Below are 15,416 nucleotides of genomic sequence, written 5' to 3' on the forward strand. Positions count from 1 at the left end.
AACACTTCATATACAGATATTTTTTCCATAAAAAAGGCTGAGACATTATAAAATGCCTCAACCTTTTATTTTTTCTATCAATATTAAGGAAACTTAGGAAATTGATCGAAGTCTGGTTGACGTTTTTCTTTGAAAGCGTCTCTTCCTTCTTTTGCTTCGTCTGAAGTGTAATATAATAATGTTGCATCACCAGCGAATTGTTGTAAACCAGCTAATCCATCAGTGTCAGCGTTCATAGCAGCTTTTAAGAAACGTAATGCAGTTGGTGAATGTTGCATCATTTCTTTACACCATTGAACTGTTTCATCTTCTATTTTATCTAATGGTACAACTGTATTAACAAGACCCATATCAATCGCTTCTTGTGCATCGTATTGACGACATAAGAACCAAATTTCACGTGCTTTTTTATGTCCAACAATTCTTGCTAAATAGCCTGAACCATAACCAGCATCGAATGAACCTACTTTAGGTCCAGTTTGACCAAATCTTGCATTTTCAGCGGCAATTGTTAAGTCACATACGATATGTAGTACGTGTCCACCACCAATAGCATATCCTCTAACCATAGCTACTACTGGTTTAGGAATAACACGGATAAGACGTTGTAAATCTAGTACATTTAATCTTGGAATTTGGTCATCGCCAACGTAACCACCATGTCCACGAACAGATTGGTCTCCACCTGAACAGAATGCTAAGTCGCCTTCACCAGTTAAGATGATAGAACCTACTCTTTCATCATCTCTAGCTCTAGAGAAAGCATCGATCATTTCTTGAACTGTTAAAGGTGTGAATGCATTACGTACTTCTGGACGGTTGATTGTAATTTTAGCAATACCTTCGAAAAATTCATATTTAATTTCTTTATATTCTTTTATAGTTTCCCATTGTCTTGACATAATTTGCCTCCTAAAATAAATTCTATTATTATTGTATCAAATTTTGAGGGTTGTTCCACATGAATTGTGTGCCCAGCATCATTAACAATATAAAATTTACTATTTTTTATACTTTCGTTCATTTGTTTACCTATTTGAATAAACTTTTCATCTTTTTGACCGACGATAATACAAGTTGGCACAGTCATTGTATTCAAATGATACCAATTGGATGGTTGTGAACCTGTACCATAATCTTTAAGTGCTTTACTTAATCCATTAGGATTTTGAGAAAGTCTCATTTGTTTAATACGTTCTCTTTCTTCAGTAGAAAGTATAGACTGACTATTAAATAATGGAAGTTTAGACCATTCCTCTACAAAGTGAGGTAATCCAATTTCATGAATGCGCGCTGCTCTATTATGATCGACTTCAATTCTATTCTGTTTATCTGATGGATCTTTAAGTCCTGGACTAGCACTTTCTAAAATCAAGCCGTTTAATAACTCTGGGTATTGCACAGCAAAGCTTAACGCAACACGCCCACCCATTGAATATCCATGCAAATAAACCTTTTTAAGCTCTAAATAATCAATAACTTCTTTAATCTTAGAGACAATAAAATCCATTGACCATATTTCATCATAACTTGATTCATCATGTCCATGTCCGGGTAAATCAATAGTTATAACATTTAACCCTTGCTTACTTAACGTACGCTCAACTAAATGAAATGATGTATGATCACTGATGAAGCCGTGTAATAAAATAATAGACGGATTATGTTCATCAAACGACTTAACGCGGTGATTTAACATATTGGATACCTTTCATTTGTTCAAAAAGTTGTCTATGTGTTGCGGTATTTTCTTCTCTATTCGTTAGAATTTCGTATAAATAAGAACCGAATTGAGGTAATGTTTGTTTCTTATAATCAGAAACGCTTTCAAATTTTTCATAACCTAACTCATATAGATGTGCAACATGTTGGAAATCTAAATCTAGTGGCGTACCGAATAATTTCTCAAAATGTTCAGGTGCTTCTTCTTTTGGTGCTAAGTAATTGAAGATGCCCCCACCATTATTGTTTAAGCACACAATTGTAATATCTAAATCATGTAGTTTACTCATAATCAAGCCATTCATATCATGGAAGAATGAAACATCACCAATGATAAGTGTAACTTTTTTATATACAGACATACCAAGTGCAGTCGACACGACACCATCTATACCATTTGCACCTCTATTAGCTGCTATTTCAGCTTTTGAGTTTAAATTAAATGTATCGACATCTCTTATCGGCATACTATTACCAACAAATACAGTATCTTTAGAAGTCATTTTTTTCAATAAACTACCAACTGCAGCACCTTCATCTGTTTCTTCTTCGATATATTTTTCAATCAATGCACTTGCTTCTTTGTCCATTGTTAACCATTTTTCTAACCAATTCTTGTTTTGAGTTGGTGATACATCTTGAGCTTGTCTGAAGAAATCATTTGGACTTAGTTCCACTGAAATCGTTGGTACTTTAGGATAAGCATCAGGTGTATCATTATTTTGCACAAGAATTTGTGGACATTTAACTTCTTTTAACCAATTGTTTAAATGTTTCGAAACGACTGGTTGCCCCACTCTAATAATAAATTGTGGTTCAATACTTAAACCACCTTTGAATAATGCATCATAAGTAGAAATCACATTTGGATGATTTAATTTTCTTAAATTACTTAATGGATCAGCTAATATAGGAATATTATGAATCGCTGAATAAGTTAATATTTGAGATAAATCTTGACCTTGTGTATCTCCTACAATAACGACACCTCTTGGTTTTTCGATATATGTTTGTATACTCGTAAAATCAATCGATTTTTGATATTTTGTTTCTAATTTTCTTTTAGAAGACAAATATCTTCTTAATTTCACATTAGGAATTAATGGCTCTCTAAATGGAAAATTAAAATGTACAGGACCTCTTTGTGGACCAACAAAATGTTTCTCAGCATTAATCATATTCATATTAATTGCATTTAATGTACCCTCTGAGTCATCAGCTATAGGCATATCAAATTGAAACTTCGTAAAGTTTTGGAACATATTTACTTGATTGATTGCTTGAGGTGCACCAACATTACGTAGTTCATGTGGTCTATCACTCGTAACAACAACAAGTGGTAATCGACTAATAAACGCTTCAGATACTGCTGGCATATAATTTGATGCAGCTGTTCCTGAAGTACAAATGATTGCGACAGGCTTTTGACTTGCTTTGATTATGCCAAGTGCAAAAAATGCTGCGCTTCTTTCATCTGGATGAACCCATGTTTTTAAATGTGGATGTCTTTCACAAGCTATCGCTAATGGTGTAGATCGTGATCCAGGACTTATAACAACATCATCGACACCATATTCATATAATTTAGAAACAAATGTAAATACTTGTTTAGTGAGACTTTCAGTATGTGTACTCAATTCTACATCACTCCTAGTGCTTTCAACATTGGTTTAAATTTTAAGTCTGTTTCTTCAAACTCAGATATTGCTTCAGAATCTTTTACAATACCACAACCTGAATATAATGTTGCAGTATGATTGTTCACTAACATAGATCGAATAGATACAACAAATTCACCATTATTTTCTAAATCGATATAACCTAATGGTGCACCGTAAAATCCTCTTGTGCCAAACTCTTCATGTTCTATAAATTTTATCGCTTCAACTTTAGGAAACCCTCCTAATGCTGGCGTTGGATGCAATTGATTAACAATTTCTAATACATTTTCAGATAGTAAATCTGCTTGTATTTTCGTATATAGATGATATAAATGTTTGTTTGTAAGAATGGTTGGCTTTTTATCGTATTCAATGTGTTTCGTAAATGATTGAATATCATGAATAATACTATCCACTACATAACGATGTTCAAATTGATTTTTAGAATCATTAAGAAGCTCATCTTTTAATTTATCATTCTTTGTTTCATCTTCTGTTCTTAAAATCGTACCAGCAATTGCATTTGTATATAGTTTACCATCTTCTATTTGGCAAAGTTGTTCAGGTGTTTGTGAAATAAATTGAGATTTACCTGACTCAAATAGTAATAAATAGCTTGATTCATTTGAATCTAATGATCTTTGTAATGCATCTTCAACATTAACACGATCTTCAAATTCGATTTGTCTTCTTCTGGATAGTACGACTTTTTGTAGTGCTACAGATTGATTCATTTGTGAAACAACTTTAGTAACTAACGCTTTCCATTCTTCACTTTGAATATCTTTATTTTCCACTACTACAGGTTCAATCGATTCGATTTTTTTATTTTCTGTTTCTAAAATATTTATAACTTCTTGAATGTTGTCGATATCGAATTTGTTACTATGATCCGTATAAGTAAGATAATAATGACCATTTTCTTTTGTTACCAAATATTTAGGCAATACAAAATGACTCATCCCGTAATCTTTCCATTCATTCGTTAATGAATGCTCAGAAAATTGAAAGCCACCAAAGAATTTTAGATGGTGCTTTTCATCATGTAACTTAATCGTATTTAATTGTTCTTTAATATTTTGCCAGTATTCATATATATCATCATGTTCTAGATGCGAATACCTAGCTTCTAATAAATATCCAATTCCACACATTTCTAATTTAGAATCTTTAGATTTGTAATAAAAATGTTGTCCTGTATAATTGATTTCTTCCCTTAATAAATGGATTAAATCTGGTTGATATTGAAGCTCAATTTCAACTGAAATATAATTTTTATTTCCATCGATTTCAGAAATTATCTGTTGCTTCAAATCCGTCCTCAAGGCCATTTCACTTCCACTTCTTTCCGAAAAATATCTATCTACTTATTTTATCATTTTTTAAGTGAACATGCGTTAATATTGTACTTTAAATACAGAATATAAATTAAAATTTTACACAATTACAGTGATTGACCAATTGATAGCGAAAGCATATACTAATACTGTCAAAAATATAAATTTAAGAGGTAAATACATGTCACAAAATTTATCACAGCATTCAGGCTTGAAAAAATATTATCATTTGATGAGACCACATACCCTTACAGCATCATTTGTTCCTGTACTATTAGGTACCGCTTCATCAAAGATTTTCTTAACAGGTGCTGAAGCATCCATTAAAATTTCAGTCGTATTAGCAATGTTACTCGCAAGTATTTTAATACAAGCAGCAACTAATATGTTTAATGAATACTTTGATTATAAGCGTGGATTAGATGACCATACTTCTGTTGGTATCGGAGGTGCAATCGTAAGAAATGGAATGTCTCCTAAATCCGTTTATAATTTAGCGATAGCATTCTATGTTATAGCTGTCATATTAGGTATTTACATATGCATGCAAAGTACATGGCTATTAATACCAATAGGATTAGTTTGTATGGCAATCGGTTATTTTTATACAGGTGGACCAATCCCTATTTCATGGACGCCATTCGGTGAAATATTCGCTGGATTCTTCATGGGATTTGTCATTGTTATGATTTCATTCTATATACAAACAGGTACTTTAAGCTTTTATCCAGCATTATTAAGTATTCCAGTTTCTATTACAATTGGACTTATCAACTTAGCAAATAACATTAGAGACCGCGAAAAAGACAAACAAAGTGGTAGAAAGACTTACGCAATCTTAGTCGGTAAAAGACTTTCCATCATGACTATGGCAATTCTATATATTTTCGCATATGTCTTTGTTATTTACTTAGCATTATTTAAACCATACGGCTCTCTATTATGGTTGCTCGTCTTAATATCTGCACCATTCCCAATCAAAGCCGTACGTCGATTTAACAAAAATGACACACCACAAACAATGATGCCTGCAATGGCAGCAACAGGTAAAGCAAACACGATCTTCGGATTGTTATTAGCTCTTGGTGTATATATTAGTGGTTTATTAGGTGGATTATAAAACACCACCAAAAAAGAGGCTTGGACAATGTCCAGCCTCTTTTTGATTTATATAAGTTGTTTTAAATATTCAAAAGCTGTAATACCATAAATTTTCTTGAAATTTTTATTTAAATGAGACAAATCTACAAATCCACAATTTGTAACAGCAGCGTAAATATCTTTAGTCATTTCTAAATTTAATTTAGCTTGCTCTACCTTTCTATTCAAATAATATTGATAAGGTGTAAAGCCAGTATATTTTTTGAAATAGCGAATAAATTGATATTGAGTCATATTTAATTCTAGACTGATCATTTCTACATTTAATGTATCAAACAAGTGGCTTTCTATAATATTCTTCGCCATATTTATGAGCCTGTTATCTTTAGGCGCTACATTTATATCATTATTCAACAAAGCATCATTAACTTGCAGCAATTGTTCTAATATATAAGCATCTTCTTGATTCGTTAAAATAGCATTAGAGAGATGGATAATTTTGTTTTTTAAATTTTGGTCATTTGATATAGGTTTATTGAAAATGACATTTTGCGGTATGTTATCATTTCCAAGAATATGCTCTCTCTCTAAATAAATCATTGTGTATTTAAGATCTTTCTTGTCAAAAGAACTACCATCATGAATTTGTTCCGGATTAAAGAACATAACATTATTTGGATAGGATAAATATTCAGCACCATCTAAAGTATAGTGTTGAATACCATCTAACGTTACACCAAGTGCATATTCTTTATGCGCATGTTTTTTATATTTAAACTCGCTCATTTGTGCTAATAATGCTGTAACACCTATACGCTTTTTATACAAAAAATTATCCATATAACCCCTCCTTATCTATAACCAAATTAATAATGTCGCCATAACTAGTGCCATTGACATAACAACATTAAAAACTTTCAAATGTTGATCTATAAATCTTTTCAGAACCGTACCGAATAATAGCCAAGACGCAAATGCTAAAAATCCAATAATCGTTATGATAGTTACATTAAGAAACACATCGTTAAAAGTAGAGTCTGCTTTTAAAACAAAGCTCGGTAAAACCGTTAAACAGAATAATACAACTTTAGGATTTAGAAATTGCATAACAAACCCAGATGTAAAGTTACCGTAATTTGTATCATTATGTGATTTTGAAGCGTTTAAAATCTGATATGCCAAATATAACATATATATTGTTCCAATAATTTTCATCGTAAATATGATATTTGGCATAATGTTTACGAGTATTGTATTAAATATTGCAGATAATAACAAAATTAAAAAGAATGCTACCGTTGAACCGTACGTATAATGTAAAGCTTTTTTAGTACCGTAATTTTGAGTTGTCGTTAATATTACGATATTTGTAGGTCCAGGTGTGAAAGTAATCATAAAACAGTAAAATAAAAATGATAATGTACTCATCGAATCCCTCCAATATCTTTGTATTTTCTCAATAATGTCAAAATTGATATAGTACAAAATTGCATTCACACAAAAATAAGACCATGCCAATATTTGTTGGCATGGTCTTATTTTTTTAAGAACTCAAGTATATCTTGTTCAATTTGTTCTTTATCGTCACTTCTTGTCATTAAATGTGTTGCATTTTTATAGGCTACTAATTCTTTATGTTCTGATGCTATATCATGATATATTTTCTCAGCACTATCTTGATAGAATGTTTGATCTAATTCTCCATACTTTATAGAGATAGGTATTTTTACTGCGTCTAAATGATTCATAATATCCTCAATAAATGATGTAAAAAGACGTGCACCTTCTTCATAATCATCAATGAGTGCAAGTTGGCGTTTACTTTCATCTTCATCTAAATCTTGGATCTGATTAATTCTTTCTCCATAATGATAGAGTCTTCTTTTAATATCTTTATTAGTTCTATTATGAGGTGTGGACATTGCTATACATTTCTTCACATCAAATGTTTCGACAAGTTTTAAAGACATAAGCGCACCTAATGAAACACCGAGCACATGAATATTTTCATATCCACTATCCTTTAAATAATGATAACTCTCTTGTACCTGTTCCCACCAATCATTTGTCGTATAGGCTAATAATTCTTCTAAACTTAATCCATGTCCTTTATAAGCTGGAATATAGCAAGTATATCCCGCTTCGTTTAGAAACTCTGCTAAAGCTTTTACATCTCTTACTGTACCTGTAAAAGAATGCAATAATATAACCGCTTCATCTCCACCTTTTAAAAATACATTTTGAGATTCTTTCAATTTCAACAATCAAATCACTCCGATTTCAATTTCGATATCACTATTATAACGTTTTTTCCATATAATAGTTTGTCGTTTCAAATCCCATTTTTTTATATAACTCATACGCAATTTGATTATGACCGAAAACATGGAGTCGAATACTTTTAATGTCATGTTCCTTGCAATACTCATCTAAAGCTTGCATCGTCATTTTACCTAAACCTTTACCTCTTTCAGATTCGTCAATTTTAATATCATAAATAAAACTCTTTAATACATGATCTTTCTCGAAAACATGTAGCCATAAAATACCTACCTTATCTCCTTCATTAAAGACATTAAAAATTTTATGACCTTCCGTATGTAAACCATCAGGTAGAAGTTTCTTAAAATATGCTCTACCTCTCTCATCCGCTTCTTCAACAGACCAAGAACCACTTTTCACTTGTTCATCAGCAAATTCTTTCAAAGAAACCTCATAAAAATCATTAAAGTCCTGCATTTCCATTAATCTTAATTCAACAGTCATATAATCCCCTCCACTCTCTATATTTAGGTTCATTATACACTTCTAAAAATTAGAAACAAAAATACAATTATTTGTTTAACCACTTAATAAACCAAATCCCCAAAATTAAAATACTCACAGCAACAAGCGATTCAATCTTCTCTTTCTTCGTCGTTTTACGAATACTTATACTTACTTTCATATCAATCACACTCCGTCCATAATCAACTCAATAATCATTTCACTAGCATTATTTTAAACGTTTAATCATTCCTGCTAATATCAATACCGTTCCTACAATATTTGTAATAATATTAATAATTGTTAATACTCTTGACACTTTTTTCATATCAAATACATCCCTTAATCATTAATTTTTCACAATAGACAAATATTGCCAAATTGTGTTATAATTTCTTTGAAAAAGGACAACGTGCTGCTACACGTTGTCCGATAAGCCCGTTATAAAGACGATGGCTAATTTTTAATAAACCTTCTTTATTTAGTCAAAAGTTGTTAGAGATGGTTTATTTTTTTGGTTCATTTTTACAATTGCGATTACTAAACCCAATAATAGTACATCAAAAGTACTGAAACTAAACATTAAGTTTAGTGCGTCACCAATCGGGACCACTATAGCCTTCTCCTTTCTAAGGAATTTAATGAGAAAACAACGTGCAATAACACGTTACCCGATAAGTCCGTATTAAAGACGGTGACCTTATTTAATAAATAAATCATCTCAAACTAGTCTAAAGTTGTAAGAGATGGTTTATTTTTTTTACTTTTGTTCTTTATCAAAAATATCTTTCTTAATGATATATTCAAAAATAATTTTTATTATTACTACACCTATTGGTAATAATACATAGTGTGTATTATTTTCATGGTTGCCAACGTGCTGATCATACTTACTTAATATAAAATACATAACAAAACAATAAATAAGACATACTACAATTCCCGTTTTATTTATTTTCCTTTTCAACTTTCCTTCTCCTTTCTATAAAACGAAAATTAGCTCTTTTTATTTATTATAATTATTGGTTGTAATTTGTAAATATATTTTACATAAATTGGATATAATAAAGTGTATGGATAAGATTAAATAGATAGTGTAATATTATCTTATTGGAGGGGTTATGATGACGCATACGATAGACGAAGTTATCGAATTAAGATCAAAGAAAGAATATATAAAAGCAAAAGAAAAAATGGAAGATATATTAAGTAAGGATCCTAACAATGCATATTACAATTATCAAATGGCATGGTGTCTAGATAATTTAGGAATCGAACACGAGGCTATTAATTATTATCATAAAGCTATTAATAACAATTTAGAACTAATATATCTAAAAGATGCTTATATAGGTTTAGGAAGCACTTATAGAAGTATTGGCAAATACAAAGAAGCTAAGCAGATTTTAAATGAAGGATTAACAAAATTTGAAGACAGCCCTGTATTAAAAATATTCCTTGCTATTACACAATATAATATGAATAATAATCAAGAGTCTGTTTCACTATTAATTGATACATTGCTAACAAATGATGATAATACTGAGATTCACGAATATAAAAATGCTTTGAAATTTTACAATGAAAATCTAGATAAAATATTCAACTGATATCGTGAAAGTCACACGTAATAATCCGACTACAAAATAGACAAATTCTACCAAATTATGTTATAATCCAATTGAAAAAAGGACAACGTGCTCCAACACGTTGCCCCATGAGCCCGTTTTAAAGACGGTGACCGTATTTATAAATGATAGAATAAATCATCTCAAACTAGTCAAAAGTTGTAAGAGATGGTTTATTTTTTTGGTTCAATTTAACAATCGCGATCACTAAACCCAATAATAGTACGATAAAACTACCGAAACTAAACATTAAGTTTAGCGCTTCGCTAATCGGAACCATTAGAAGCTTCTCCTTTCTAAAGATTTAGTTGATACTTTCATAAGCATCACCTCACTTTATACTAAGATTGGCCACCATCTATCCAACTTGCTCTGTTATATTATACCAAATTACCAGTATTTGTTATATACATTTACGACCATAATAGACAAAATATTCTAAATTATGATATTATATAATTGAATTACAACGTTATATAACACGTTGTCCTATGAGCCATCTTAAAGACTGTGACTTTATTAATTACTATAAAAATAGCCATTTAACATGCCAAAGATAGATAATGATATTTTTTAGTTTTATAACTAATTAATAATTCATAAAAATAAAGACCCTATCTTACTATGCAATATAAGTTAAGGTTATATTTTTTTACCCAGTTTTAGATTGCATTAAATTTTATTTTAAAAATATATAAAAGTATAAACCTATAAAGAATGTGTTAGTTTTATATCAAATATATTTAACTTTCGACATAAATTACTTCATTATTACGCAAGGGGTGATTAATAGTGATAGAACAAAAAGATAATAATTTATCTGTAGGTATTTTTGCGGGTATTTTACCAATTTGTATTATAATCTACGCTCAATTTATCCATGCATTATTATATAGCAACTCAATGATTTTAAAATCATTTGTCGTAGTTATTTTATTCATTTTAACAACAGGAATTGTTATCTCAATTTCAAGTTTCATTTCGCAAATCAAAAAGCAACTTAAGTAAGCGTGAAAAATTTTTAAAATATCAAAGAAGCGTATAATAAATTGACTCATTTCATATTATCTTAAATAATTAAATTTTAAAGTTTAAATATATATTAGACAATAAGGATTGGTATCATGAAAAATTATGCTCTTAATCTATTATTTATCGTTATACTTTTATTCTTTATTTTCAATTTATTTGTCATATTTAATGTCATCCAAATTAAAGAAAGTTATTCAAGAGTTTATAGCATATTTATCATTATATTTATCATACTAAACTTAATATATTTTAAAGCAAAAGAAAAACAGAGAACTAATAATAAATGAGGTGTACTAAATAATGACTAACATGAAAAATATCTTAGTTGCATTAATACCTATATATCTTTATTTTTTCATTCAAGGATTCTATGTTGTTATATATAAAGAAAATCCTATCGCTAGAATACTAGCTGTCATTAGCATGTTGATTTTTACTATATTAATCACACTTTTCGTTTCAACTGTATTCGATCCTAGCAAACAAAATAAAAATGGTAAGATAAAATAGCAAAATTTTTAAAATAAATATTCTTTTTCAAATCTTTCAAGTTTATTTTCCATAAATTCTTATAATATCTTCAAAAAAATTTTTACATAAAAACTAGCTATCACAACACTGTGATAGCTAAAAAATTGACTAAAAACAGCTCCTTAACCATTAATTCTTTGTTAGGTGCTTAATCTAAAATTTCAATCGACTTTATTTCACTTTCATCAAAGTCATATAAGTAAGTTTCAGTAGCGAAATGTATAGAAGGTTCTCCACTGTCATTAACTACTTCATCATCGTAATTTGTAACTTCACCAATAAATTGATTTCCATTCGTCAATTCTATTCGTACCTTTTTTCCCACATAAGTCCATAATTTCATAACTTACCCCCATGCTACAAGATCGTTTTCAGGAAACTCATTATTTTTAATATATTTCTCAATTCTATAAATCGCATGCCCTAAATAGTTACTTGTATCTTGATCATATTCCGATTTTTTTGCATAGAGTATTTCACAATCCTCTATACTTATAGTAATTCTCCCTGATACTTTTTCGTTTTCGGGATAATAATCATAAGTCACGCTTTTTTCGTCTTTACTTACTAATTTTAAAACTAACATTACTCATTACCTCCTTTTTCTAATTAACTCTTCTAGTATTCTAGCTTTTTTCTCTTTTTATATGTCGTTGTTTTAGTTGTTCTTTTTTTCTTTCAGCTATTTTTTGAAATACTTCAGCAGCATCTTTAAGTGGCATATAAGTGTCTAGAATCATTTCGTATTTCTTCAACCTTATATCTCACTTATTCACTTTTTACTATATTATATAATTTTTTCAAAATTCTTACAATAAAGAAAAAAGCTATTAAACATTGAGATCGACATCAACCACGATCTCAAATTAAAAAAACCACCTATTTCATTTAGGTGAGCTTTTGGATATTCATATATAGTTACGTTATGATTAAGATTATTAAATTCGCCTATAAAAAAGACCCACTAATTAAAGTGGGTCATTATCTTGAATACGACAATTATCTCGCCAATCAACTTAATGTATATTTAACTCTCACACATAGATATATAAAAACATAATAAATAAATAAACTAGTAAGATGAAAGTGTGAAAGAAATTTCATATTATCTTAAGTAATTATTTTTGAGTACAATGTCTATTTCTTTTTGCAATTTTTTCTTTTCTGCAGCATACGATTTACCAGCCGTTTCATGGATTCTATTTACTGCTCTTTGAGCAACTCTATGGCTTTTAATCGTTTTATCGCGTTTCAGCTTATTTACAGCTTGTTTAGCTGCCATAACCTTTTCATCTAATGATTTCTTGTAATCATAGGCATTGTATTTTACCTGAGTTTGTTCAGCTTGTTTAGCATCAGCCTCTCCTATCGAACCTGTTAGTGCCAATCCTAATGATGTAAATGCTAATAGTAATTTTTTTGATAATTGCATATGTATTCTCCTATCTATAAAGTATATGTATATTTTACAGAATGAGTAATATAAAACCATTAACTATTTCTTAATTAATTATTAAATACAAATGGCACCATCAGGTTTTTGACTTGTTAAACTCCCACAAATGATTTACATACAATAATGTAGAAAAATATCAAATATCGCATTTAAGATTGTAGTAAATATCAACCACGATCTCAAACTAAAAAAAGCCCACCTATTTCATTTAGGTGAGCTTTTGGATATTCATATATAGTCACGTTGTGACCAAAAATATTAAATTCGCCTAAATAAAAAAAGAAAAAACCTTGAGTTATCAAGGTTTTTTCTTTTCACTATACGTGATTAATTAATCTGAGCGGAGATGGAGGGATTCGAACCCTCGCGCCGCAGAACGACCTACACCCTTAGCAGGGGCGCCTCTTCAGCCAACTTGAGTACATCTCCATGGCTCCACAGGTAGGACTCGAACCTACGACCGATCGGTTAACAGCCGATAGCTCTACCACTGAGCTACTGTGGAATAATTAAATTTTTATCAAGCACAAATACTATTATATCAAGCATCGTAATATTTTCAAGAGAAAACCTAAAAAAATTAACGGAACATTTACACTTTAGTTGCACTTGTTCCGTTAATATTTATATTCGTATGCTAATGTTGATTTTTCAAATACATCTTAATAACATCAAGTACACTATACCCATCTTGAGTTAAATCTATATTTGGTGTATTTAGCTGCTTAATAAAGATATTATTACGGTGATTTCTATAGTACAAACATAAACAGTTTAAGTATTGGTGATTAATAACGTGGTAGGAAATTGGAAAAACGAGGCTTTGATCTTGCTCTAAAAACATCTTGGTCTTATTACCATTATATTCTTTGAAATCTTTAACATAGAGTATATTTATCCATGTGTTGTCTATTGACCTTTCGGAACCTGTGCAGAAAAAATAAGTGGATGTTACTGCGGATACTAAAATCGGGGGTTTGCTTGTAATTCTGGTAAGCCTTTTTGTAAAAAGCTTTCTTTCATTGAAGTGTTCGCCATAAAAGCGACATGACTGATTCATAATTTCTTGAGGCTTCTGTTTAACGATGAATGGTTCTCTACCCGCTTCAGACACCTCAGTATGAATGGTGTGATCGTCTACTTTAACTCCTCTAATGTACATCGTATTTTGTTTAATTACGTATTTACTCATAATATTCTCCTTTCAAATTTTATGTAATTACAACGAATGGATTTATATTTATTGTAATTACATAAAATATAATCTATATTTAAATGGAAGTCAATACTTTTTGGAATAAATTCTATTGTTTTTCTATAAATTCTAATCGATTTCCAAAAGGATCTAATAAATGGATTCTATTTGCGCCTGGAAAACGATTATCTGCTTTAAACTCTATTTTTTCATTCGTTAAATGTTCTTTTAAATCTTCTAGATTTCCAACATTAATAGCTGGATGCGCCTTTTTTAATGGTTCGAATTCTTCTTCAATACCAATATGCAAATCAATTTGATTAATATTAAACCAAACGCCTCCATTACCTCTCAATGACTCAGGCTTTTCTACTTCTTTAAACCCTAATTGATTACAATAGAAATAGCGTGCTTTATCCTCTGATCCTTTAGGTGCTGATAATTGTACATGGTCCCACTTTTTTAATTGATACATTATGATTCTCCTTTAGTATTTTTGATATATATGGTTCGACTACTCAAAACTTTCACAACCGTATTCTGAATTGTGAGCAAAATAATTTGAAATTAGATTATAGTAACATATAATGAATTTATAGAGTAAGTTTATCACTGATTTCGAATTATAAATTTACTTTTTAAAATTTCTGAATATTCATTGCATTTAGAAAATAAATACGCTATAATTTTAACAAATAAAGTCAAGGGGTTGTTTAAAATGAAACAATATTCTCAAGTTAAGCACCAGAGTTTAGAAACTTTTGTTAATAACTTAAATGATTTATCAGTTGAGCTTGTGATTGACTCTGCTTTACGTGAAAATCGTAAAAGAGAATTAATGGTTTTAATTGATGAAGCACTTGCGAATCGTAATAATACTTTATTTGAACAATACAGTGAAGAATTAATTCAGTTGGAGGATTTACAATCGTGAGTTGTCATTTAAAATTTAACACATAATAAGAGACTACTTTTGAAAACATTCAA

The 15,416-nt window shown here is 30.0% G+C and carries 22 protein-coding genes and 2 tRNA genes; 5 read left to right on the top strand and 19 right to left on the bottom strand.

The annotated features are described in order from the left end of the window. Window positions 1–83: 83 nt before the first annotated feature. From menB to LQ677_RS02375, 4 genes are read right to left on the bottom strand one after another with little or no spacing between them, the layout of a single operon-like run. Entirely contained in the window at window positions 84–905 is an 822-nt protein-coding gene (gene menB, locus LQ677_RS02360; RefSeq protein ID WP_025905467.1) for a 1,4-dihydroxy-2-naphthoyl-CoA synthase, read from the bottom strand. After that, on the bottom strand, window positions 878–1,699 hold the full coding sequence (menH, locus tag LQ677_RS02365; RefSeq protein ID WP_191836720.1) for a 2-succinyl-6-hydroxy-2,4-cyclohexadiene-1-carboxylate synthase: 822 nt from the start codon (window positions 1,697–1,699) through the stop codon (window positions 878–880). The genes menB and menH overlap by 28 nt, the downstream gene beginning before the upstream one ends. Further along, window positions 1,680–3,359 (bottom strand): 2-succinyl-5-enolpyruvyl-6-hydroxy-3-cyclohexene-1-carboxylic-acid synthase, encoded by a 1,680-nt coding sequence (gene menD / locus LQ677_RS02370; RefSeq protein WP_191836721.1) that lies wholly within the window; start codon window positions 3,357–3,359, stop codon window positions 1,680–1,682. The genes menH and menD overlap by 20 nt, the downstream gene beginning before the upstream one ends. Before the next feature lie 2 nt (window positions 3,360–3,361). Continuing rightward, complete coding sequence (locus tag LQ677_RS02375) at window positions 3,362–4,696, bottom strand: isochorismate synthase (protein ID WP_239704673.1); 1,335 nt, start codon at window positions 4,694–4,696, stop codon at window positions 3,362–3,364. A gap of 205 nt (window positions 4,697–4,901) precedes the next feature. Here LQ677_RS02375 and LQ677_RS02380 point away from each other — a divergent pair, with 205 nt between their 5' ends. Continuing rightward, complete coding sequence (locus tag LQ677_RS02380) at window positions 4,902–5,840, top strand: 1,4-dihydroxy-2-naphthoate polyprenyltransferase (protein ID WP_025905471.1); 939 nt, start codon at window positions 4,902–4,904, stop codon at window positions 5,838–5,840. A 47-nt stretch (window positions 5,841–5,887) separates the two neighbouring features. Here LQ677_RS02380 and LQ677_RS02385 read toward each other — a convergent pair whose 3' ends face one another. The 6 genes from LQ677_RS02385 to LQ677_RS02410 form a co-directional block, all read right to left on the bottom strand. Continuing rightward, on the bottom strand, window positions 5,888–6,661 hold the full coding sequence (locus tag LQ677_RS02385; RefSeq protein ID WP_191836723.1) for an AraC family transcriptional regulator: 774 nt from the start codon (window positions 6,659–6,661) through the stop codon (window positions 5,888–5,890). Window positions 6,662–6,676: 15 nt separating this feature from the next. Continuing rightward, window positions 6,677–7,249 (bottom strand): LysE family translocator, encoded by a 573-nt coding sequence (locus LQ677_RS02390; protein ID WP_191836724.1) that lies wholly within the window; start codon window positions 7,247–7,249, stop codon window positions 6,677–6,679. 107 nt (window positions 7,250–7,356) lie between these two features. Continuing rightward, window positions 7,357–8,085: an alpha/beta hydrolase gene (locus LQ677_RS02395; protein ID WP_191836725.1), complete on the bottom strand. Its 729-nt coding sequence runs from the start codon at window positions 8,083–8,085 to the stop codon at window positions 7,357–7,359. 34 nt (window positions 8,086–8,119) lie between these two features. Further along, the gene (locus tag LQ677_RS02400) at window positions 8,120–8,587 is read right to left on the bottom strand and encodes a GNAT family N-acetyltransferase (RefSeq protein ID WP_191836726.1); all 468 of its coding nucleotides are present in this window, start codon (window positions 8,585–8,587) and stop codon (window positions 8,120–8,122) included. A gap of 481 nt (window positions 8,588–9,068) precedes the next feature. Then, entirely contained in the window at window positions 9,069–9,200 is a 132-nt protein-coding gene (locus LQ677_RS02405) for a putative holin-like toxin (RefSeq protein ID WP_239704675.1), read from the bottom strand. A 147-nt stretch (window positions 9,201–9,347) separates the two neighbouring features. Further along, complete coding sequence (locus LQ677_RS02410; RefSeq protein ID WP_239748065.1) at window positions 9,348–9,497, bottom strand: hypothetical protein; 150 nt, start codon at window positions 9,495–9,497, stop codon at window positions 9,348–9,350. A 214-nt stretch (window positions 9,498–9,711) separates the two neighbouring features. Between LQ677_RS02410 and LQ677_RS02415 the strand changes: the two genes are divergently transcribed. Next, window positions 9,712–10,197 (top strand): tetratricopeptide repeat protein, encoded by a 486-nt coding sequence (locus LQ677_RS02415; protein WP_191836727.1) that lies wholly within the window; start codon window positions 9,712–9,714, stop codon window positions 10,195–10,197. Window positions 10,198–10,363: 166 nt separating this feature from the next. Here the strand turns inward: LQ677_RS02415 and LQ677_RS02420 are convergent, their stop codons facing one another. Next, window positions 10,364–10,495 (bottom strand): putative holin-like toxin, encoded by a 132-nt coding sequence (locus LQ677_RS02420; RefSeq protein ID WP_191836728.1) that lies wholly within the window; start codon window positions 10,493–10,495, stop codon window positions 10,364–10,366. Between the two features lie 512 nt (window positions 10,496–11,007). Between LQ677_RS02420 and LQ677_RS02425 the strand changes: the two genes are divergently transcribed. Both LQ677_RS02425 and LQ677_RS02430 read left to right on the top strand, forming a co-directional pair. Continuing rightward, window positions 11,008–11,223 carry a hypothetical protein gene (locus LQ677_RS02425; RefSeq protein ID WP_037588914.1) on the top strand — a complete coding sequence of 72 codons (216 nt, stop codon included), beginning with the start codon at window positions 11,008–11,010 and terminating at the stop codon, window positions 11,221–11,223. 324 nt (window positions 11,224–11,547) lie between these two features. Beyond that, entirely contained in the window at window positions 11,548–11,757 is a 210-nt protein-coding gene (locus tag LQ677_RS02430) for a hypothetical protein (RefSeq protein ID WP_126477171.1), read from the top strand. Window positions 11,758–11,926: 169 nt separating this feature from the next. Here the strand turns inward: LQ677_RS02430 and LQ677_RS02435 are convergent, their stop codons facing one another. The 8 genes from LQ677_RS02435 to LQ677_RS02465 all read right to left on the bottom strand — a co-directional run bounded on the left by LQ677_RS02435 (window position 11,927) and on the right by LQ677_RS02465 (window position 14,904). Further along, the gene (locus LQ677_RS02435; RefSeq protein ID WP_191835820.1) at window positions 11,927–12,121 is read right to left on the bottom strand and encodes an LSM domain protein; all 195 of its coding nucleotides are present in this window, start codon (window positions 12,119–12,121) and stop codon (window positions 11,927–11,929) included. A 3-nt stretch (window positions 12,122–12,124) separates the two neighbouring features. Continuing rightward, on the bottom strand, window positions 12,125–12,364 hold the full coding sequence (locus tag LQ677_RS02440; RefSeq protein WP_191835819.1) for a hypothetical protein: 240 nt from the start codon (window positions 12,362–12,364) through the stop codon (window positions 12,125–12,127). A 40-nt stretch (window positions 12,365–12,404) separates the two neighbouring features. Then, window positions 12,405–12,533: a hypothetical protein gene (locus LQ677_RS14675; protein WP_262405058.1), complete on the bottom strand. Its 129-nt coding sequence runs from the start codon at window positions 12,531–12,533 to the stop codon at window positions 12,405–12,407. 350 nt (window positions 12,534–12,883) lie between these two features. Next, window positions 12,884–13,210 (bottom strand): fibrinogen-binding protein, encoded by a 327-nt coding sequence (locus LQ677_RS02445; protein WP_191835818.1) that lies wholly within the window; start codon window positions 13,208–13,210, stop codon window positions 12,884–12,886. A gap of 365 nt (window positions 13,211–13,575) precedes the next feature. Beyond that, window positions 13,576–13,663 (bottom strand) — tRNA-Ser (locus LQ677_RS02450). Between the two features lies 1 nt (window position 13,664). Beyond that, window positions 13,665–13,739 (bottom strand) — tRNA-Asn (locus tag LQ677_RS02455). A gap of 132 nt (window positions 13,740–13,871) precedes the next feature. Beyond that, a complete protein-coding gene (locus LQ677_RS02460; RefSeq protein WP_191835758.1) occupies window positions 13,872–14,426 on the bottom strand; it encodes a competence protein ComK in 555 nt (184 codons plus the stop codon). 112 nt (window positions 14,427–14,538) lie between these two features. Then, window positions 14,539–14,904: a VOC family protein gene (locus LQ677_RS02465; protein WP_191835757.1), complete on the bottom strand. Its 366-nt coding sequence runs from the start codon at window positions 14,902–14,904 to the stop codon at window positions 14,539–14,541. A 243-nt stretch (window positions 14,905–15,147) separates the two neighbouring features. Between LQ677_RS02465 and LQ677_RS02470 the strand changes: the two genes are divergently transcribed. Continuing rightward, entirely contained in the window at window positions 15,148–15,363 is a 216-nt protein-coding gene (locus tag LQ677_RS02470) for an IDEAL domain-containing protein (protein ID WP_016911637.1), read from the top strand. Window positions 15,364–15,416 lie beyond the last annotated feature (53 nt).

The organism is Mammaliicoccus sp. Q-M61 (assembly GCF_022386055.1).
Lineage (GTDB): Bacteria > Bacillota > Bacilli > Staphylococcales > Staphylococcaceae > Mammaliicoccus > Mammaliicoccus sciuri_A.